The 19,326-nt window shown below is 58.5% G+C and carries 18 protein-coding genes; 13 read left to right on the forward strand and 5 right to left on the reverse strand.

From position 1 onward, the window contains the following. The first annotated feature begins 123 nt into the window (after positions 1-123). The 4 genes from M9Q49_RS02620 to M9Q49_RS02635 are packed head-to-tail and all read left to right on the forward strand — an operon-like array spanning position 124 to position 2,934. The gene (locus M9Q49_RS02620; protein ID WP_254507093.1) at positions 124-1,401 is read left to right on the forward strand and encodes a DUF1501 domain-containing protein; all 1,278 of its coding nucleotides are present in this window, start codon (positions 124-126) and stop codon (positions 1,399-1,401) included. Then, positions 1,398-1,856, forward strand: a complete 459-nt coding sequence (locus tag M9Q49_RS02625) for a macro domain-containing protein (RefSeq protein ID WP_254507094.1) — start codon at positions 1,398-1,400, stop codon at positions 1,854-1,856. Before M9Q49_RS02620 ends, M9Q49_RS02625 begins: the two co-directional genes overlap by 4 nt. A 2-nt stretch (positions 1,857-1,858) precedes the next feature. Further along, complete coding sequence (locus M9Q49_RS02630; protein ID WP_254507095.1) at positions 1,859-2,566, forward strand: alpha/beta hydrolase; 708 nt, start codon at positions 1,859-1,861, stop codon at positions 2,564-2,566. Continuing rightward, positions 2,557-2,934, forward strand: a complete 378-nt coding sequence (locus tag M9Q49_RS02635; RefSeq protein WP_254507096.1) for a glyoxalase superfamily protein — start codon at positions 2,557-2,559, stop codon at positions 2,932-2,934. Before M9Q49_RS02630 ends, M9Q49_RS02635 begins: the two co-directional genes overlap by 10 nt. A gap of 47 nt (positions 2,935-2,981) precedes the next feature. On the opposite strand, the gene M9Q49_RS02640 is transcribed toward M9Q49_RS02635, so the two are convergent. From M9Q49_RS02640 to M9Q49_RS02655, 4 genes are all read right to left on the reverse strand, one after another. After that, on the reverse strand, positions 2,982-3,830 hold the full coding sequence (locus tag M9Q49_RS02640; protein ID WP_254507097.1) for a sugar phosphate isomerase/epimerase family protein: 849 nt from the start codon (positions 3,828-3,830) through the stop codon (positions 2,982-2,984). A gap of 137 nt (positions 3,831-3,967) precedes the next feature. Beyond that, positions 3,968-4,900, reverse strand: a complete 933-nt coding sequence (locus M9Q49_RS02645; protein ID WP_254507098.1) for an ABC transporter ATP-binding protein — start codon at positions 4,898-4,900, stop codon at positions 3,968-3,970. Beyond that, positions 4,897-7,116 (reverse strand): hypothetical protein, encoded by a 2,220-nt coding sequence (locus M9Q49_RS02650; protein WP_254507099.1) that lies wholly within the window; start codon positions 7,114-7,116, stop codon positions 4,897-4,899. The genes M9Q49_RS02645 and M9Q49_RS02650 overlap by 4 nt, the downstream gene beginning before the upstream one ends. A 103-nt stretch (positions 7,117-7,219) precedes the next feature. After that, a complete protein-coding gene (locus M9Q49_RS02655) occupies positions 7,220-7,750 on the reverse strand; it encodes a hypothetical protein (protein WP_254507100.1) in 531 nt (176 codons plus the stop codon). Positions 7,751-7,855: 105 nt separating this feature from the next. Between M9Q49_RS02655 and M9Q49_RS02660 the strand changes: the two genes are divergently transcribed. From M9Q49_RS02660 to M9Q49_RS02685, 6 genes are all read left to right on the forward strand, one after another. Further along, a complete protein-coding gene (locus M9Q49_RS02660; RefSeq protein ID WP_254507101.1) occupies positions 7,856-9,112 on the forward strand; it encodes a polysaccharide pyruvyl transferase family protein in 1,257 nt (418 codons plus the stop codon). Positions 9,113-9,318: 206 nt separating this feature from the next. After that, positions 9,319-10,314 (forward strand): hypothetical protein, encoded by a 996-nt coding sequence (locus M9Q49_RS02665; protein WP_254507102.1) that lies wholly within the window; start codon positions 9,319-9,321, stop codon positions 10,312-10,314. Then, on the forward strand, positions 10,311-10,544 hold the full coding sequence (locus tag M9Q49_RS02670; protein WP_254507103.1) for a hypothetical protein: 234 nt from the start codon (positions 10,311-10,313) through the stop codon (positions 10,542-10,544). The genes M9Q49_RS02665 and M9Q49_RS02670 overlap by 4 nt, the downstream gene beginning before the upstream one ends. A gap of 375 nt (positions 10,545-10,919) precedes the next feature. Continuing rightward, positions 10,920-12,878: an asparagine synthase (glutamine-hydrolyzing) gene (gene asnB, locus M9Q49_RS02675; RefSeq protein ID WP_254507104.1), complete on the forward strand. Its 1,959-nt coding sequence runs from the start codon at positions 10,920-10,922 to the stop codon at positions 12,876-12,878. A 379-nt stretch (positions 12,879-13,257) separates the two neighbouring features. After that, the gene (glgC, locus tag M9Q49_RS02680; protein WP_261365116.1) at positions 13,258-14,547 is read left to right on the forward strand and encodes a glucose-1-phosphate adenylyltransferase; all 1,290 of its coding nucleotides are present in this window, start codon (positions 13,258-13,260) and stop codon (positions 14,545-14,547) included. A gap of 5 nt (positions 14,548-14,552) precedes the next feature. Continuing rightward, a complete protein-coding gene (locus M9Q49_RS02685; RefSeq protein ID WP_254507106.1) occupies positions 14,553-15,059 on the forward strand; it encodes a DUF6368 family protein in 507 nt (168 codons plus the stop codon). Between the two features lie 121 nt (positions 15,060-15,180). On the opposite strand, the gene M9Q49_RS02690 is transcribed toward M9Q49_RS02685, so the two are convergent. Further along, entirely contained in the window at positions 15,181-16,107 is a 927-nt protein-coding gene (locus tag M9Q49_RS02690; RefSeq protein WP_254507107.1) for a hypothetical protein, read from the reverse strand. A gap of 251 nt (positions 16,108-16,358) precedes the next feature. On the opposite strand from M9Q49_RS02690, the gene M9Q49_RS02695 reads away from it, so the two are divergent. The 3 genes from M9Q49_RS02695 to M9Q49_RS35330 are packed head-to-tail and all read left to right on the forward strand — an operon-like array spanning position 16,359 to position 19,324. After that, positions 16,359-17,894 carry a right-handed parallel beta-helix repeat-containing protein gene (locus tag M9Q49_RS02695; RefSeq protein WP_254507108.1) on the forward strand — a complete coding sequence of 512 codons (1,536 nt, stop codon included), beginning with the start codon at positions 16,359-16,361 and terminating at the stop codon, positions 17,892-17,894. After that, on the forward strand, positions 17,891-18,259 hold the full coding sequence (locus tag M9Q49_RS02700; RefSeq protein WP_254507109.1) for a methylglyoxal synthase: 369 nt from the start codon (positions 17,891-17,893) through the stop codon (positions 18,257-18,259). The genes M9Q49_RS02695 and M9Q49_RS02700 overlap by 4 nt, the downstream gene beginning before the upstream one ends. A gap of 60 nt (positions 18,260-18,319) precedes the next feature. Continuing rightward, positions 18,320-19,324, forward strand: coding sequence for a J domain-containing protein (locus M9Q49_RS35330; RefSeq protein WP_261365019.1), 1,005 nt, complete (start codon positions 18,320-18,322; stop codon positions 19,322-19,324). Positions 19,325-19,326: the final 2 nt, after the last annotated feature.

Genomic DNA, 19,326 nt, shown 5'->3' on the forward strand with positions numbered 1-19,326 from the left:
CGATTGGCACCGAAACGAGCCCCGCGAGTTTCGGATTTTGGCGAGAAGTGGTAGCACTAGAAATGGCCCGCGTTAGTCGTTCGCGGAGCGAACGACGACAATGAGTCCAACGAAAGACCAACCATGCGACGAGATTTTTTGAAGCTCTGCGGCCTCGCCGGACTAGGCCTCGCGCTGCCGTATCAACATCCCGACGCTCGCGCTGCCGAAGCAGACCAAGGCTACGCCGGCCCGTATTACATCGTGTTCAACGCCTCGGGCGGTTGGGATACGACGTACCTGATGGATCCCAAGGGGATCAACGAGATCAATCGCCTCTACAAAGAGGGCGACATTCTCACCAAGGGAAATCACAAGTACGCGCCGACGGCTGCTCACAAAAACGGTGGCCTGAGCAACGAGGATTTCTACGAAAAGTTCGGCGACGAACTGATGGTCTTCAACGGCCTCGATTACTCGGTGAACAACCATTCGCCGGGCGCTCGCTACATGGCCACCGGCAAGCTCGACAGCATGGCATATCCCACGTTCGCTGCGCTCGTCGCCGGTTGCCAGGGACCGACGTGCCCGCTCGCGTTTCTCACGTTCGGCAACTATTCGAACACCGGCAACGTCGTCGCTATGTCGCGCGTGCCGTATTTGCCGTCGCTGCAAAAGATCGCGCTGGCCGATGCGATCGAAGGGAATGCCCGCTCGCCGTATCACGATCAGTTCGCGCTCGATCGCATTGAGCAGGCCCTCGCCGAGCAGAACGAAATCGATGCTGCGCAGGCCCGTTTGCCGCGTGTCGAACGCGCGCAGAGCATGCTCTATGCCGCGCAGGTCAATTCCAAGGCGCTGCAGCGCGTGACGCAGTACGTCCCCGACAAAGTGCCGAAGGAACGCCTCTCGCAGCAAGCCGAGATCGCCCTGTCGTCGTTCAAGGCGGGTGTCTGCGTATCGGCCAATCTCTCGATCGGCCAGTTCGACAGCCATGCCAACAACGACCCCGATCAAATGAAACTGCTGCCGGAGTTTCTCGAAGGGATCGCCTACGTGCTGCGGCGGGCCGAAGAGCTGAAGATTCGCGAGCAACTCGTCGTGATCGTGCAAAGCGAAATGGGCCGCACGCCCAGCTACAACAAGGGAAACGGCAAGGACCACTGGTCGATCGGCTCGATCATGTTCCTCGGCAAGGGGATCAAGGGGAACCGCGTCCTCGGCGCGACCGACGAGAAGCAGTTCGGTGTGAACATCGACGCCAAGTCGCTCGCCCTTGATAAAGACAACGGCATCCGCATTCGCCCCGAGCACATTCACACCGCCCTGCGCGAGTTCGCCGGCATCGCTGAGCATCCATTCGCGAAGAAGTTTCCGCTGGGTGTGGTGGAGAAGGAACGGCTGCAAGGATTTTGGGGATGAAGACCGTAACTGGCGACTTGCTCGCGCTGGCGATGGCAGGAAAGTTCGATGCCATCGTGCATGGCTGTAATTGTCAGTGCACGATGGGCAAGGGAATCGCGCTCGCCATCAAGACGCAGTTCCCAGAGGCGTATCAAGCCGATCTGAAAACCGCCAAAGGTGACAAGGACAAGTTGGGCACGATTTCGACGGCATTGATCGAGCGGCCCGGAGCAAAATTCACCGTCGTAAATGCCTACACCCAGCTGAATTGGCGAGGCCGCGGTGTGTTGGCCGATTACGACGCGATTCGCGCAGCATTCCGGCAGATCAAGGCAACATTTGCCAGGCAACGAATCGGCTATCCGAAAATTGGCGCCGGCCTGGCGGGTGGTGACTGGGATGTAATTGTCGCAATCATTGATGAGGAACTCGCGGGCGAAGATCACACCGTGGTGGAGTTCAAGCCGGCCTGACCATGAACAACTTCGGCTTGAGCGAACAGCGGATCTTCAATTCACAATTCGACCGCCGAGTCTGGCTGGCGGAGACACCCGCAGATACGGCGTTGATCTTTCTCGATGCCGAACTCTATCTGCAGCGCGTGCACGCTATCGAAGTGCTGCAGCAACTGCTTAGCGATCAAAAAATTCCGCCAGTCTCAGCAGCGTTTGTCTCGAATCACAGCGCTGCCTCCCGGCATGCGGATTATGTTTGCAGCGACGCTTATGCAACCTTCATTGCCAAAGATGTGGTCGGTTGGCTGAAGCAGCAACAACCGGCGCTGCGCGAGTTCCTCATCATCGGCTTGAGCCTCAGCGGTCTCGCCGCGGCGCATATTGCTTCGCGGTACCAAGGCACTTTTCGGGCGGCGATTTGCCAGTCGCCGTCGTTCTGGTGGGAGCAGGGCCGTTTTGCTGCAGAGTTACCTGTCGCTAAGACCTCGCAACAATACTGGATTTGCGTCGGCAGTCGCGAAACGGACAGCGGCGTATCGCATCCACCCTCGGGACTTCGGCAGGATTGGACACAGATTGCCGGTTGCGATTTTGTGTGCGCGGCGATGCGTGAGAAGGGCTACGATTTGGAATACCGCACGTATGATGGCGGTCATGATCCCGTCTGCTGGCGGGAGGATTTGCAGCAGGCGCTGCCCTGGTTATGGAAAGGCAACGCGTGTCCCTAACCGTTACACAAACCGTTCCCATCCTCCGCATCTTCGACATCGCGAAGGCCCGAGAGTTTTATCTGGACTTTCTCGGCTTCACGGTCGACTGGGAGCATCGCTTCGACGGCGTGTCGCCGATCTACATGCAGATTTCGCGAGCGGGCCTCACGCTGCATCTATCGGAGCATCACGGCGATTGCTGCCCTGGCTCGACGGTCTTCGTGCGCGTGACCGGACTCGAGGAATATCACCGCGAGATCATGGCCAAGGGCTATGGCTACCTGCGGCCGGGGATTGAGAAAACCTTTTACGGATCGATGTGCCTGGAGCTCATCGATCCGTTTGGGAATCGGCTGCGGTTGGATGAAGCGCTGCCGAAAGTGTAGTCATCACGCTCCGCGTGGTGCGCGCCACACGGAGTGTGGCGACGAAACTATCCGAGAATTTTCTTCTTCAGCCCGGCGAGCAGTTCCAGCGCACCGCCGATTTCGGCTTTTTGACGAACCGGATCCTGCGGGATTTCGCGCTCGATGGTCAACGGGCCGGTGTAGCCGATTTCTTGCAGCGTGCGGAGGTAGTTCTCCATGCCGACGTCGCCCTGGCCGAGGGCGACTTCCTGGCCCCATTCCTGGCCGGGGTTCTTCGCCCATTTGCCGTCCTTGCAGTGGACGCTGCGGACGTACTTGCCGACCTTGCGGAGCGCGGCGATCGGTTCGCCGTTGCCGTAAAGGATCATGTTGGCGGGATCGAAGTTGATGAACAGGTTGTCGCGCTGTACATCGCCGATGAACTGCAGCAGGCCGTCGGCTGACTCTTGTCCGGTCTCGAGATTCAACTGCTGATTGTTTTTGGCGATGTAATCGCAGACCTCGCGAGTGATGGCGATGATTTCCGCGTACAGCGGATCGTTTTTGTCGTGCGGCACGAAGCCAATGTGCATGCCGATGGTCTGGCAGCCGAGCAACTTAGCGAAATCGGCGATCTCTTTGGTTTCCTTGGTGCGCGCGACCCGCGTTTCCGGCGGCACGAGGCCGACCGTGCGCGAGACAGTCGGAATATCGGCGTAGCTTTCACCTTCAAAGCCGCAGAAGACGCACGTCAGCGTGATGTTGTACTCGGCGAGCTTCTTCAGAAAGGCATCGGCGGCGGCTTGCGTGCGGGTCGCTTCATGCGGCGCGTGAATCTGAATCGTTGGCACGCCCAAATCGCGCGCCACTTCCAATTTCACGCCGAGGCCAGCGTCGACGCTGGTGAAAACACCGAGAGGCCAGGGGGATGACATGGTGGGTTTCCTTGCTTTTGATTTGGAAAGTTCTTGGTGGGTTAATTGCAGATTGCAGATGTCAGATTGCAGATTAGGAGAAGAGAGAATTTCAAATTGCATTTTTCAATTTGCAATCTGCCATCCTCAATCTGCAATCAAGTCCTCACGCCCAGCCCCTTGGTTAGCAGCATGAATGCCGACTCCAAGTTCACCTCTTCCTCGCGGAAGAGTTTTATAGGATAGCCGCTGTGGACCAGCAATGTGGAGAGTTCGGTATAGTCCTTCACCCCTTCATTCAGGGTGACGACGAGTCGCGCGGGCTCTTGGTCGACGCTCGCGACGAGTGGATGTTTGCTCAGCAGATTGGCCGCCGTGGGCAGATCGCCGATGAGCTCGACGTGCAGCACGATGCGCGGGCGGACGCGTTGAATCGCCTCTTCGACCGTGCCGCTGAAACCCATCACGCCGCGGTCGATGATGCCGACCTTGTTACACATGTCGGCCAACTCGGGCAGAATGTGGCTGCTGACCATGATCGTTTTGCCCTGCTGGCCGAGGCGGCGGAGGACGGCTCGCATCTCGATGCGGGCTCGCGGATCAAGACCGCTCAGCGGCTCATCGAGCAGCAAAACTTGCGGTTCGTGCAGCAGCACGCGGGCCAGGCCGAGGCGCTGCGTTTGGCCGCGCGAGAGGGTGTTGGCGTAGGCATCGCGCTTGAAATCGAGATCGACCAGGTCGAGCTTGTCGTTGCAAACGCGGCGGCGCTCGGAACCAGAAATGCGATACGCGGCAGCGAAAAATTCGAGGTACTCGATCACCTTCATGTCGTCATACACGCCGAAGAAATCGGGCATGTAACCGACCAGGCGGCGAATCTCTTCCGGCTTGTTGAGGACCGAGTGGCCGCAGACATACGCTTCGCCCGACGACGGCTGGAGGAGCGTCGAGAGGATTTTCATCGTCGTCGTTTTGCCGGCGCCGTTGGGGCCGATAAAGCCGAATAGATCGCCGGCTTGCAGGTCCAGGTTGATGTCCTGAATCGCATACGCTTCGTCGTATTTTTTCGTCAGGGCGACGGTTTTGATCATGGCTGAGTTGCCGGAGCGGAATTGGAATTAGGCTGGGCGGCGGCGTCGCGCGGTTGCACGGGCAGAACAAAGCGATACCAGATCCACTGTTGCTGCTGCAGTTCACCGGCGGGCACGTCTTGCAGTTGCAGCGCTGCGGCTGGCACTTCGGCCCGACCGATGAGAATCGCCCGACTCAGCCGCAGGTGTTCGCTCAGATCGAGCTGCGGCTGATAGCGATGACTCATGCCGGTGTAGGTCGGGCCCTTCACGGCGTTGTGCAGCATCAGCATTTGCATGATCCGCGGCAGATCGGTGTCGTCCGATTTCCAGGGCGTCGATAGGTCTTTGGTATCGACGACGGTCCGCCGCGTGAGGCGCGATTCGAGATTGAGCGGTATGAGCGAGCTCGCTTTGATCTCTTGCTTTGGCTCCAGTTCGTCGATGCGATACAACCACTCGCCGCTGGTGACGTGGCATTCGGTGAGCTTCACCGGCAGCGGATTGACGATCGTTCCTTCGAGATGGCCGTACTGATTTGTCTCCAGTCGCGGCAGATCTTTGGCGATGTCGGTCTGGCTCCACCAACGGCCGGCGAGCGCTTTGGAACTGGCCGTGCGAATGGGCAAAGAATCGATAAGGGCCGTTTTTCCCGGCGGCGAAATTAAGTACGGATTCGTTGTATCGAGCGCGACCTGCGGCGAGGCGAGTCCCCCCAAACCACTGCCGGGAAGTCCCTGCCAATCAGCGACGCCGTCGATTTCCTTCCACGATTTATTCCGCTCGGCGACTTGCAACGACATTTGCCAGGTGCGGCCCTGCGGCGAATACAAGTGCGACCAGAGCGTGCCGCGGACGATGCCTTGTGCGGCGTCGATGTCCACCAGTTCGACCTGATTCACGCGCGTCGCAGTGCCGTGCGCGAGTTGACTCAGATACCAAGTTCCCGCGGCTACGCCGAGGCAAATGGCGGGGAACGTGAACCAGGTCACGGTCCGCGGCAGATTGAAATGTTGCAGGAAGAAAAAATCGACCGGGCCGATCAGCAGCAACAGCGCCACGGCCACCATCGCCACTGCGGTAAAGCTGACCACCGTCACGCCGGGAAAATGATCGAGCACGGCTCGCAACTGACCCGTCAGATCGTCGTAACCCAGGTGCGTGATCGAGCGGTTGCGTGCCGCCGCGAGGTTTTCCGGTTTGGGACTGCCGACTTGCAACAGCGGCATGAGAAACTTGGTGTGCCCCTTCCATTCGAGGAGCGTGGGATGGTCGAGCGCAATCGCGACGAATGTGACTTCGCCAAAACCGTAGGCCTGGCGATAAGCAAGGGGCGGGTTGCCGCCTCCTTGTTGCACTTCGACGCGGCCGGTGAGTTCCGCGAGCTTCACCACCTGCGGTCGCCGTTCAGCCGCTGTGATATTCGGAAACTCGGCTTCACCGGCTTCTTTCAATTGACCGGTCGCGCGCAACGGATCGAGCCCCGCGAATTTGCCGGGAATGAGTTTCGCCCACGGCAGATCGGGCTGCAGCAATTCGGGTGCGCGTTCGCCGATCGAGATCAACAGCTTGCCGCCGAGGCGAACCCACTGATGCAATGTTTCGAGTTGCTGCGCGCTGAGCTCTTCAAAAATGCTCTTCTCGCCGACGAAGAGGACGACGCGCTCGACTCCTTCATATCCCCACACGCGATCGGGCAATTCGCGAACATTCTCCACAGCACCGACAACGTAAGCGACCTCAAGGGGCCGTTTGACGAGACCGGCGGCCACGGCCACACCCGGCGCGGGGCCGATGGTGACGAGCAGCTCGCGCGTCGAGCGCTGCGGCTGCGGAACGTCGAGCCGAGTTGACCACTGCGGCGTTCCCTCGGTCGTCATCAGTTGCAGCTGCCACAGCGATCGCTCCGGCCCGGCTTTGCCGTACAGCCGCACGGTCTTCTTTTCGCCCGGCCCGAGTTCCAGCTGCTCGTCGAGCTCGGCGGGAAAAATCACCGGCACGCCGTCGCCGTCTTCGGTCAGCAAACTCAGTCGGCCACTCGCGCCGGCTGATCCGGCTTTGACTTCGACCAAAATCTGCGTCCAGTAACCGGCTTTGTAGACACCGCCAAAACCGACCGTGGCCGATTCGACCTGCAGCGGTTCTTGAGCCCCCGCTGGTTCCATTGCGAGGACTGCCGCGCAGCACCCCACCCACAGCATCAGCCAACGGCGGAAGTCGTACGCAACTGGGGGCATGCAGCCGAGGTAACAAGAGGAAAGTCGAAGGCCAAACGCGCAGATCGCAAGCCTTCCAGAATACCTCGCGACATCGACGCCGAGAATGGGCTGGCGAATTCAGCTACGAATGAGTCGCTGCAAACCGTTGCTTCACCGTATCGCGGCTCAGCACGATGATGGTGAAGACCCCCAAAGCCGTGCCGAACGGCGCGTGCATGAGCAGCAGACAGCCGTTGATAAAGCAAAATAGATGACAGCGGCCTGTGATCAAAAACCAGCCCGTGAGAAACAGGCAAACGATCTGCACCAAAAAGATCGCCAGCACAATCAAGCCGATGACGAACACAAAACCGCCGAACGCCGCCATGCCGGCGCTCGCTTCGGCGCTATCTTGAACGGCAGCGCCCCCGACAAAGGCCAGGCCAATGCCGAAGTAGACAAACGGCACGCAGGCGCCAAGCGACGCCAGGCCAGCCAGCACAAAATACAAAATGCCGAGCAGCTGCAGCTGTTCGCCGTCCTGACGCCATTGTTCGGCGATCATCTCGCGTGGGTCACGCGGCGGATAATAGGGCTGACCGCCGGTCGTCGGATACGACTCCGGATACTGCCCCGGTTTCGGCTCGGGTTTGAACTCTGGCTGATACGACATGCGCGCACTTTCTCCACCGGCCTATTCGCTGCGGCGAGTCGGGTCTTGGCGTGGTATCGTAATTCTACGAGAAAAACCGTTCCTCTCTATCGGCAACCGAAAACCATGCAACGCCGCGACTTTCTCCTCTCTACCGCCGCTACTTTGGCCGCGGCACAATCGTCACAGCTGTTCGCCCAGGACAAGGAAATCCCAGAAAAAGACAAGCCGAAGAAGCAGCCGCAGATCGTGCTGCGGTCTTCCTGGCAAACCGTGAACATCGGCGACATCGGCCACACGCCGGGCGTCCTCACGCTGCTGGAAAAATACTTTCCCGAAGCCGAAGTCCGCCTCTGGCCCAGCAGCATTGCCGATGGTGTGGAAGCGCTGCTGCTGAAGCGTTTTCCCACGCTCACGTTTGTCAAAACTCCCGCCGATGTGAAGCGCTGCTTCGACGAGTGCGACTTTTTGTTGCATGGCAGCGGCGCGTCGTTCGTCGCCCAAAAAGATGTTGCTCGCTGGCACACCGAAACCAAGAAGCCGTTCGGCATCTTCGGCATCACGCACAGCCCGGTCGTTAGCGACCAGGGAAAAGAACTACTGAACGCGGCGAAGTTTATTTACTTTCGCGACACCGTCTCGCTGGCCGCGGTGAAGAAAGCGGGCGTGACCGCGCCAGTGATGGAGTTCGGCCCCGATGGCGCGTTTGCCGTCGATCTGCGCAACGAAGCCGCAGCCGATAAGTTCCTCAAGGAGCACGAACTCGAGCGCGGCAAATTCATGTGCTGCATTCCACGCCTCCGCTGGACGCCGTATTGGCTGATCAAAAAGGATCGAGCCTTCGACGACAAGAAACACGCTCGCAATGAGGAGATGAAGGAGCACGACCACGCCGCTCTTCGCGATGCGATTACGACGCTCGTCCGCGAGACCGATATGAAGGTCCTCCTGTGCCCCGAAGACATGACTCACATGGCCGTCGGCAAGGAAATGATTTTCGACAAGCTGCCCGCCGAGGTGCAGAATCGCGTCGTTTGGCGCGAAAACTATTGGCTGACCGACGAAGCCCTCAGCACCTATCTGCGCAGCGCCGGCCTCTTCGGCAACGAGATGCACAGCCCCATCATGTGCATCGGCAACGGGGTGCCGGCCATCGTCTGCCGCTTCGACGAGCAAACCAGCAAAGGCCTGATGTGGCGCGACATCGGCCTCGGCGACTGGCTGTTCAACCACGACGAAGACGAAGCCCACAAAGGCCTCTCGGCCGCGGTTCTCGAGATCGCAAAGAACCCCGCCGCGGCCAAAGCGAAAGCTGAGAAAGCCGGGGCGCTGGTGAAAGAGAAACAGCGGGCGATGGTGGAGACGCTGAAGAAAGTCTTCTAGTCGAATTGTTCTTACTCCCCTCGCCCCGCCGCGGGGCGAGGGGTCGGGGGTGAGGGGTTGATGCGAGTTTGAAGTTAACTCCGTGTCAGAGTCGATTGGCAAACTGTAGATACGCTCGATGGCCGACTCGCTCTGCGGTTCACCCCTCACCCCCAGCCCCTCTCCCCGCGGCGGGGCGAGGGGAGCAAATGCAGTAGAGTGCCTGGATGAAACCAAATGATCCAACGAGCTATCGAACGGCGCTAGCGGCGATTGCGGTTGTTCTCGGCTTTGCCGCGCTCAACTTTGCGGCGCGGGATCTGTTTGGCCATCACATCCACGGCTCGGTGCGATTTTTTGTGGATTTCGGCGGGGCCAGTTTGTCGTGGCTTAGCCTTTTCCAACCGTCCATTTTGGGACTACCATTCGCCGGATTGTGGTGGGGAGTTCTGGCAGCGCAGATCTTTTGCGTGGCGCTGTACGTGGCTTGTAGCTGCCAAAGTCCTGGACCGAGGTTGCTCTGCGGTTGGCTGGCTGGCCTGGCGCTGTTTGGCGGTTGGCTCGCGGGGGTGATTCGGGAAGACACACTGCATTCACTTCCCGAAGAGCTATACTTCGCGAGGTTATCGCTCCGAATCTATGTCTTTGCCTTCATCGTCGTCCTGTGCACGATGACGTTTACGTTGTGGCTGTTAGCGACTCGTCTGAACTTGCGATTGCAGCGTCAAACGGCTGAGCAAGCCGCCGACGAAACCATTCGCGTGCGGTGGTCGATCCTCGACTTGTTGTGGTTTACGACCATCATCGGCGCCACCGTCGCAATCTGTCGCAACTTGCCGGTAACTTTTGATTCGCGCGATCGAATAGGAATTTCCTCGCACGATCAAGTTGTCCGCGCGGTGTTTGCGGTGATCGTGGCCTTTGTGGGATTGAACGTCGTGCTGCACCTTTTCATGCCAGCCAACTCGCGCCATACCACGCGGCGGCCGAGGAGTTTTGTCTGGTTGCTCGCGCTGCAGCTTCCCCTTTTCGGGCTCAGCCTGCTGATGCCCACCTGGGAAGATACGATGCTGATTGTGGCGCTGATTTTCGCTTTTAATTCGTTCGTTGCCACGATGACGCTGTTACTAATGTTGCTCCATGCGCTCGGGTGGCAGCTTACGCTCCAGCGCACGATTTGGCCTCTCCGTCGCGGCCTTCAAAAGGTAGAACCGCTCGCATGACGAATACCAATTTGGACGACCGTGTGGCTCAACTCGAAAAAATCGTCGCGACGCAGAGCGAGATGATTCTCAAGCTCGTGGAGATGGTGAATCACCTCGGAACGGAGTCGGCGGCGTTGGGCGAACGGCTTGAAAGGGTGCAGGTGGCAACGGGGGCGCAGCTGGAGAAGGTGGCCGGGATGCTGCAGCGTCTGGCGGGAGAATTTGGCGGCGAGGCGGAGGCGAATTGAATCGGTAGCCCTTGATTGCATGTGTTCAATTGTATATTATATGATTTGCAAAGCTGTGATCGCGACACCAACTTTCGAAAAGTTCTTCGAGAGGTGGTGCTAGGTCATTTCTTGGCGTGGTTGGCCGGTGGGGTGGTTGAAATCGTTGTCACTTGATTGGCAAGTCGTACGCTGGTTGTTATTAAGTGCTCAGCAGGCCGTTATAAAAGGGTTATAAAAGGTTATAGAGAGAGTGAGGTTATTTGTCGCAACTCGTAGATGACAAAGAGGATGCGATGAATTGAAAATGTGATAACCTGTTATATTTGGATCCCCTGAAGGCCGGGGAAATCGAAGTTCATGCGTGGAGTTCGTTGAGAGAATTGAAGGCAGCTGATGTGCGGCATTGCGGGAGGGATTTGGACTCGGCCGGAGCTCGCTATCGAGCCGGACACTCTTGCGCGCATGACAACGGCGATCCGCCATCGTGGGCCTGATGATCAGGGGCTGTATCAAGAGAGCTATCGCTTGCGCCCGCCGTACGAAGCCCAGCCAGGGATCGCGCTCGGGCATCGGCGGTTGTCGATCATCGACGTGGCGTGCGGGCATCAGCCGCTGGCGAATGAGAATGACACTGTCTGGACGGTGTTCAACGGTGAGATTTATAACTTCGCCGATCTGCGGCGGCGGCTCGAAGGGTCGGGGCATCGCTTTCGGACGAACAGCGACACCGAGACGATCGTCCATCTGTATGAGGACGAAGGGCCGGCCTGCTTCGAGCACATGGCGGGGATGTTTTCGATCGCCATTTGGGACAGCGTGCGGCGGCGTCTCGTTCTCGGTCGCGATCGACTCGGGAAGAAGCCGCTCGTCTATCGCGCGGAGCCCGGCCGGCTGATCTTTGCCAGTGAATTGAAGAGTCTGTTGCAAGTGCCCGGCGTGCCGCGCGACATCGATCACTCGGCCATCGATGAGTATCTGACCTATCAATACGTGCCGCATCCGAACACAATTTTCAAGGGCTTTAAAAAACTGACGCCGGGGCACTTTCTCGTCTGGCAGGATGATGAAGTCACGATCAAGCCGTACTGGCAGCCTGATTTTTCCTGCGAGCAGCTGACGACCGAGCGGCAAGCCGTCGAGCGCGTGCGCGAGCTCTTAACCGATGCGGTGAAGACTCGGCTGCAGAGCGAAGTGCCGCTCGGGGCGTTTCTTTCCGGCGGTGTCGATTCGTCGCTGATCGTCGCGCTGATGCAACAGCAGAGCAGCACGCCGGTGAAAACCTTCACCATCGGTTTTCCGGAGAAGGAATACGACGAGTCGGCCTATGCCGAACGCGTGGCGAAGCATTTGGGGACGGAGCATCAAACGCTGCGGGTCGATCCCGATGCGGTGAAGATCCTGCCGAAGCTCGCGTTTCATTACGACGAGCCGTTTGCCGATAGCAGCGCGGTGCCGACCTGGTATGTGTCGCAACTGACGCGCGAGCATGTAACCGTGGCGCTGAGTGGCGATGGCGGCGATGAACTCTTTGCGGGCTACTCGCGTTATCGCGCCGTTTCGCTTGGCGGTTGGTTCGATCGCTGGCCCATGTTCCGCAGTTTGTTTGGCGCGGGGCTGTGGCAGTTGCTGCCTGCATCAGGCCGGCAGAAATCGAAGGTGCGGCAGTTCAAGCGGTTCTCGAGCAGTTTGAATTTGCCCGCCGAGCGCCGTTATCTCGATTGGATTTCGATTTTCAACGAAGGCCGCCGCGGCGAACTTTATAACGAGGATTTTGTCTCTCACTTGCCGAACTGCGATCCGGCCGGCTTCCTGCTGAGTGCCTGGAAACGGACGAAAGGCCGCGATCCGATTTCGGCTGCTTCGCTGACCGATCTCGTGACATATTTGCCCTGCGACTTGATGACGAAAGTTGACATCGCCTCGATGGCGCATGGGCTCGAAGTGCGCGCGCCGTTTTTGGATCATCGACTGGTGGAATTCGCCGCGACGTTGCCGGTGAAGTTCAAATATCGGAAGCGGCGCGGCAAATATCTGCTGCAAAAAGCGTTCGGCCATTTGCTGCCGCGTGAAGTCTGGCAACGGCCGAAGATGGGCTTCGGTGTGCCTCTCGATCATTGGTTTCGGAACGAACTGAATCCGCTGTTGCGCGAAAGCTTGCTCGACGGCCAATGTGTGCAGCGGTGGTTCCGCCGCGAGGCTGTCGAGGAATTAATCAAGGCGCACGAAGCGCGGACGTTCGACCACAGTGCGCGGTTATGGGCGCTGCTGATGCTGGAGTTGTGGCTGAAGGAATGGGGGCAGGGAGCGCCGCGGGAGAGTGATGCCGTGCCGCAGTCTGTAGCGATGAAGTGAAATTTTGAATGTCGGAGTTTCTCTGCTACTCATTTTGATTTGCTTTTTTAGCCACCAGCTTTAGCTGGTGGTGCCTGATAGCGCGACGTTTCGGCTTTAGCCATTCTGCTGCCGTTTTTAAGAAATGGCTAAAGCCGGGGCATTTTCATTCGGCCACCACCAGCTAAAGCTGGTGGCTAAGAAATTCAGAAACAGGTAACAGGAGCAAGCAAGTGATTCGAATGGGCACGACTTCGGACAAGAGTGTCGGGCTTTCTGGGCGCTGCGAGACCTCTTCAGGTGGCAGGCAATTCCGACTAGAATCGACTTCTCTCCCGGGTAATCCCGCCAACGATCCAGGGTAATCCCGCCAACGAATCGGCATTCCGTTTGCAACTCCCTGCGTGCCAGCAACTGCAGCACTCAGGCGAAGGACCAGGACATGAAAAATATTCTCACCGTCATTCTTGCTGGCGGTAAGGGAACGCGTCTCGAACCACTCACCCGCGATCGGGCCAAGCCAGCCGTGCCGTTTGGCGGGCTGTATCGGATCATCGATTTCACGCTGTCGAATTGCATCAACAGCCACTTCCGCAAGGTGCTGCTCCTCACGCAATACAAGGCGATGAGTCTCGACCGGCACATCAACCTCGGTTGGCGTCACTATTTCAATCGCGAGATGGGCGAGTTCATCGATGTCGTGCCGCCGCAGCAGCGGATCGACGAGCAGTGGTACCAAGGGACTGCCGATGCCGTGTATCAAAATATCTATGTGCTCGAAAAAGAACGGCCTGAGTATGTGGTGATCCTCGCTGGCGATCACATTTACAAGATGAACTACGAGTCGATGGTGCGCTACCATCAGGAAATGAAAGCCGATCTGACGGTGGGCGTGCTGCGCGTCTCGCCGCAGGAAGGGACGCAGTTCGGCATTGTGCAGGTCGATACCGAAAACAAGATCATGGGCTTTCAGGAAAAGCCCGCCAATCCGCAGACGATCCCCGGCGACGACAAGCATTGCCTGGGCTCGATGGGCATTTACGTGTTCACGGCGCGGTTTCTGTTCGAGCAATTGTGCCGCGATGCGACCAAGGCCGGCAGCCGCCACGACTTCGGCCGCGACATCATTCCGTCGATCATCGACACGCACAAAGTCTACGCGTTTCCGTTCCGCGACGAGAACCGCAAGAGCGATGCCTATTGGCGCGATGTCGGTACGCTCGATGCCTACTACGAAGCCAACATGGATTTGATCTCGGTCGATCCGCTGCTAAACCTGTACGACGACACCTGGCCGATCCGGACTTTCCAGGCAAACATCCCGCCGCCGAAGTTCGTCTTCGGCAGCCGCGGCGAGCTCGATCGCTGCGGCCGGGCTGTCGATAGCACGGTCTGCCAAGGGACGATCATCTCGGGTGGTCTCGTCGAACGCTCGATCGTCGGCCCACTGTGCCGGGTGAACAGCTATTCGCACGTCGAAGACAGCATTCTCTTTGAAGGCGTCGACATCGGCCGTCATTCACGCGTGAAACGCTGCATCATCGACAAGGGCGTGAAGGTTCCCGCCGGCGTCGAAATCGGCTACGACCTCGACCTCGACCGCCGCCGCGGCTTCACCGTGAGCGAAGGTGGCGTCGTGGTGATTGCGAAGGACGATGGGCTGGAGCACATGCTGCAACAAGGGCGGTAGCTCAGATGGCTGGTCCTGCCGCCGCCGTCTTGGTCAACTTTGCTGGCCAGCGCTATGTGCCGAATTGGCGCGAGATCCTCGGGCGGTTTGCCAGCAGTTGGCACGAGCCGAATCTTTGCTATGTAAGTGACACGCAGCGGTTCGGCGGTGTCTATCTGGGCGAAGCTCGGCCGTTCGTTGGAAGCGTTGAGGAACTTGGGGAGTATGGTGATCCCGAGGCCCAACGAGAAGCCATTGCTGCCGTGAGCGGGCGTGCCTTTACTCATTCCATCGTGATCGCTGCGATGCGCAAGGATGCAGTTGATCACAGGATCCTATGCGAGCTTTGCATCGCAATTGCTGAAAGTCATGAGGGCTTGGTGGACCTTGGCCCTCTCACCGCACCCTTCGACGAACTGGGTTTGCAGCAGTGCATTTGGCAGGATGTTGACGCCGAATATACCACCGTTTTAGGAACAGTGGCCGCCGCTCGTCGTTGGCTTGCTCACGATAGCTTTTACATGGTGAAGTAGATTCGCTAATCGCATCAGCAGTCAACGAAAAAAGACCGATGAGCTGCAGCTCACCGGTCTTCTGTGTTTTGCGAGGCAGGTTTTTCAATCTGCGATCTGCAATCCAAAGTCTGCAATCAGCTTACTTGCAAGGAACGCAACCGCCGTTCGGATAGACCTGGTAGGTCACTTCCTTCGGCGTGAGGACGCATTTGGCAACGCGGACTTCCTTTTGCACGGTTTCAGCGACCATTTCGGTGTAGCTGACTTCCTTCTGTTCGGCAACGCGTTCGCAGTACCGTTCGGTGAAGGTCTTTTCGACTTGCTGAGCTTCGCAAACCGTGTAGTTGACTTCGCGGCTCTTCGTTTCCTTGACCAGTTCTTGCACCTTGAAGGTCTTGGTCTGGGTCACGGGCTTGTAGATGGTTTCGTTGTAGCTGTAGGGAACGTCAACGACTTCGGTCTTGCAGACCTGGACTTGGACGTCTTGCTTCACCACGTTCGGAACCCAAACCTGGCAAGTGCGGCAGCAACCACAGCAATCGGTATAAGTGCGGCATTCATAGGCGCCCATGTCGCGGCAAACGGTGCGGGTCTCGGTGACGACGACCGGCTTGCAAACGCGGCGAGTGCCTTCGCGGGTGACGGTTTCGGCCACGTTGACGGTGACGTCGCGGGTGACTTCCTTCCAGGTCGGCGTGCAGACGACGTAGTTTTCGGTGCGCGTCTTGGGAACGTTCACGTACTGCGTGACCATCCGCTTGACGTCGCGAGTCTTGGCCACGTCGCGATAGACGGTGACCGTACGGGTCTTGGTGACAGGCTTGTAAACCGTCACAGGAACCGTCATCGTTTCATAAACGGTTTCGGGAACCATGATCGTCTTGGTGACGGTCACAGGTTCCGGCGCCGGAGCCGGCGCGGCACATTCGGCAGCGGCGTACACGGGCACTGCGCAGGTATCGCAGCACCGGTGACGGCGGCCAGCTTCGGCGGTGTCTGCAACCAGCAGATTACCGGCCAGCATGCCAGCGGCCCACAGCAGGGCCAATCCTCGTGAATAACTCATTTCCTCAATCCCTCCACGCATTGCTTCTTAGCCAGGCCGACAAGGTGACTCCTTATCCGAAGAAGCCCGACCACCAACTTCATGCTTGCGATCAACAGCCCGTCCCTGCAGTAGCAGTCCGACTTTGCGGGTTACGCAGCCGAGGTAATATAACTACGACTAGGTGGAATGCGAAGCTTGTGGCGGAAATTTGTGCGAAATTAACCCTCCAGCCTAGAATTTTCTCCGTTCCTTCAGGTAGGTGAACTGTGATGACCAGAATTTCGCGTTGGCTCGTCCAGGTGTCGCTGATTGGGCTCGGTTTGGGGCTATTCGTGACCTGCGTTTGGCTGCTGAATGTCAGTTCTGGGTCGCTTGTCGCGCAGACAGTCAAGGAAGAAGGGGCGAAAAAAGAACCCACGCCGTCGAAGCCGCGCGGCCTGGCCGGCGACGGCGTGACCGACGATGCGCCGGGGCTGCAGAAGGCCATCGATGCCTCGGCGGGCGCGATCGTGTTGCCGACGGGGACTTACCTGCTGAAAAAGACCGTCGTCATCGATCTCGCCAAGGTGGGCTTCACGTCGATCGATGGCCGGGGCACCGCGACCTTGAAGATGGTTGGCGAAGGGCCGGCGCTGCGAATCGTCGGCACCCACGGCGGCACGGCCGATCCCAATTCGGTGAAGCCCGGCGTGTGGCAAAAGGAACGCGCGCCGCTGGTACGCGATCTCGAGATCATCGGCAGTTCGGCCACCGATGAAAAGAACAACGCCGACGGCATCGAAGCCGATGGCATCGAAGCCGATGGCACGATGCAGTTGACGCTGCGTGGTCTGGTGATGCGGCACTTGAGGCATGCGGTTCACCTGGTCAATCGCAATCGCAACGTGCTGATCGAGGGTTGTCACATTTACGAGAACCGCGGCATTGGCGTTTTCTACGACCACGTCAATTTGCATCAGTCGAATATCAACGGCTGTCACATCAGCTATTGCCGGCAAGGTGGCGTGGTGAATCGCGGCGGCGATGTCCGGAATATTCACATCAGCGGCTGCGACATCGAAGCCAACATGGGCGATACGGCCGATTCCCCCGCGGCGGCCAACATTTTCCTCGATTGCACCGGCGGTAGCGTCGCCGAAGTGGCCATCGTCGGTTGCACAATTCAGCACGGTTCGAAATGCCCAGACGGTGCGAATATTCGCGTTTGGGGCGAAGGCGTTGTCGAGCGGAAAGGAGAACGGCTGAAGTTTCAATGCGGCCATATCACGATTGCCGACAATGTTCTGTCTGATGTGCAAACCAACATCGAGTTGAAGCAAGCCCGCGGGGTGACGATCACCGGGAATACGCTCTGGCAGGGCTACAAGCACAACCTGGTTTGCGAAAATTGCACGCAGCTGGTGATCGGCAGCAACCTGATGGAGCGAAATCCGCTGTATGGTTACACGAGTGAAGCCAACAACACGGCAGTGATCAAAAATTGCTCCGATTCGACGATCAGCGGCCTGCAACTGCATCACCCGATGGGTGGTGAGCCGGGATTACTCGTCGAGAAGTGCCAACGTTTGAATATTACCGGCTGTACTTTTCTTGATTGCCGGCCGGCGGCGGTCGAGTTGCGCGATGTTAGCGACAGCCGACTCTCCGACTGTTTGATTCAAGACGATTTGAAACCTGCGGCTGAATCGGCGGCAGTCATCATCCGCGGAGGCCGCGGCAATATGGTGGTCGACAATCGCGTGCCCGGAGGTATCGTTGTCGACGACAAAAATGCTCATCACATGGAAGGCAACTATCAAAAATGATCGCCCTCATCGCTCACGATCAACTCAAACCCACGCTGCTGGAATTTGTCCGGCAGCATCGCGACGTTTTTGCCGCGCATCGGCTGGTCGCCACCGGCAGCACTGGCCGGCTGATTGCCGATGAGTTGCAACTCGATATCGAACGCGTGGCCCACGGCCCCGCTGGTGGCGACTTGATCATTGGTGGCCGAGTCGCCGAGGGAAAAGTGATCGCCGTCTTTTTCTTCCGCGATCCACTCACCGCCCAGCCGCACGAGCCCGACGTTTCGGCATTGATGCGGGTCTGCGATGTTCACAGCGTGCCGCTAGCCACGAACTCCGCAACGGGGCTCGCCGTTGTAGAATGGCTAAAGCGAAAAAGCTAACCGTCTGCCAATCTGCAATCTGACCTCTGAAATCTGCAATCCAAGCAATCTGCGATCCAAATGAGCAAGGACTTTTACAAAACGCTCGGTGTGAGCAAAGGCGCATCTGCCGAGGAAATTCAGAAGGCCTATCGCAATCTCGCGCGCAAGTATCATCCCGACCTGAATCCGGACGACAAAACGGCCAAGCAAAAGTTTCAGGACGTGCAGCAAGCCTACGAAACGCTGAACGATCCGAAAAAGAAACAGATGTACGACCAGTTCGGCAGCGATTACGACCAGATGGGTGGCGGCGCGCCCGGCGGCGGTTTTCCCGGTGGCAATCCGTTTGGTGGCGGTGGCGGCGGACAAGTGCCGCCCGGCTTCGAACATATGTTCGGCGGCGGGGGCGGTGGTGCTGCCGGCGGCATCTCGCTCGAAGATCTCATGCGTCAGTTCGGCATGGGCGGCGGAGGCGGCGGTGGTGGTTTTGAAGGTGGCGGTGGCGGCCGCAAACGCGGTCGAAAGCAACAACCGACGCCCGGCCAGGATGTTCAACACGAATTGGAAATTCCCTTTCGCACTTCGGTCGTCGGCGGCAAAGTCAGCCTGACGATGAATCGCCCGGGCGGCAATCGCGAGACAATCGACGTTTCGATTCCCGCCGGCATCGAGTCGGGTAAAACGATTCGCTACCGCGGTCTCGGTGAGGATTCGCCCAACGGCGGTCCGAAGGGTGATCTGCTCATCACGGTTCGCGTCGGCGAGCACGAATCTTTCACGCGGCAAGGTCTCGACCTGACCGTGAAGGTGCCGGTGACCATCGCCGAAGCTTGCCTCGGCGGCAAAGTGGAAGTGCCGTCGCCGCACGGCACACTGACCCTGACGATTCCCGCCGGCACGTCGAGCGGCAAAAAGATCCGCGCGAAGGGACAAGGCATTCACGCCAAAGATGGTACGCAGGGCGACCTGTACGCCGAACTGATGATCGTCGTGCCGAAGAAACTGAGCAGCAAGGAAACCGAACTCGTCAAGGAACTTGGCGAACTAAGCGCCGAAACGCCGCGCGAAAATCTGCATTTCTAAAA

The organism is Anatilimnocola floriformis (assembly GCF_024256385.1).
Classification (GTDB): Bacteria; Planctomycetota; Planctomycetia; order Pirellulales; family Pirellulaceae; genus Anatilimnocola; species Anatilimnocola floriformis.

Coding starts and splice junctions, on each gene's coding strand:
- M9Q49_RS02650 (WP_254507099.1), bottom strand. CDS start 7,116: ATGCCCCCAGTTGCGTACGACTTCCGCCGTTGGCTGATGCTGTGGGTG.
- M9Q49_RS02630 (WP_254507095.1), top strand. CDS start 1,859: ATGAACAACTTCGGCTTGAGCGAACAGCGGATCTTCAATTCACAATTC.
- M9Q49_RS02690 (WP_254507107.1), bottom strand. CDS start 16,107: ATGAGTTATTCACGAGGATTGGCCCTGCTGTGGGCCGCTGGCATGCTG.
- M9Q49_RS02670 (WP_254507103.1), top strand. CDS start 10,311: ATGACGAATACCAATTTGGACGACCGTGTGGCTCAACTCGAAAAAATC.
- M9Q49_RS02660 (WP_254507101.1), top strand. CDS start 7,856: ATGCAACGCCGCGACTTTCTCCTCTCTACCGCCGCTACTTTGGCCGCG.
- M9Q49_RS35330 (WP_261365019.1), top strand. CDS start 18,320: ATGAGCAAGGACTTTTACAAAACGCTCGGTGTGAGCAAAGGCGCATCT.
- M9Q49_RS02685 (WP_254507106.1), top strand. CDS start 14,553: ATGGCTGGTCCTGCCGCCGCCGTCTTGGTCAACTTTGCTGGCCAGCGC.
- asnB (WP_254507104.1), top strand. CDS start 10,920: ATGTGCGGCATTGCGGGAGGGATTTGGACTCGGCCGGAGCTCGCTATC.
- M9Q49_RS02665 (WP_254507102.1), top strand. CDS start 9,319: ATGAAACCAAATGATCCAACGAGCTATCGAACGGCGCTAGCGGCGATT.
- M9Q49_RS02700 (WP_254507109.1), top strand. CDS start 17,891: ATGATCGCCCTCATCGCTCACGATCAACTCAAACCCACGCTGCTGGAA.
- M9Q49_RS02655 (WP_254507100.1), bottom strand. CDS start 7,750: ATGTCGTATCAGCCAGAGTTCAAACCCGAGCCGAAACCGGGGCAGTAT.
- M9Q49_RS02695 (WP_254507108.1), top strand. CDS start 16,359: ATGACCAGAATTTCGCGTTGGCTCGTCCAGGTGTCGCTGATTGGGCTC.
- M9Q49_RS02625 (WP_254507094.1), top strand. CDS start 1,398: ATGAAGACCGTAACTGGCGACTTGCTCGCGCTGGCGATGGCAGGAAAG.
- M9Q49_RS02645 (WP_254507098.1), bottom strand. CDS start 4,900: ATGATCAAAACCGTCGCCCTGACGAAAAAATACGACGAAGCGTATGCG.
- M9Q49_RS02620 (WP_254507093.1), top strand. CDS start 124: ATGCGACGAGATTTTTTGAAGCTCTGCGGCCTCGCCGGACTAGGCCTC.
- M9Q49_RS02640 (WP_254507097.1), bottom strand. CDS start 3,830: ATGTCATCCCCCTGGCCTCTCGGTGTTTTCACCAGCGTCGACGCTGGC.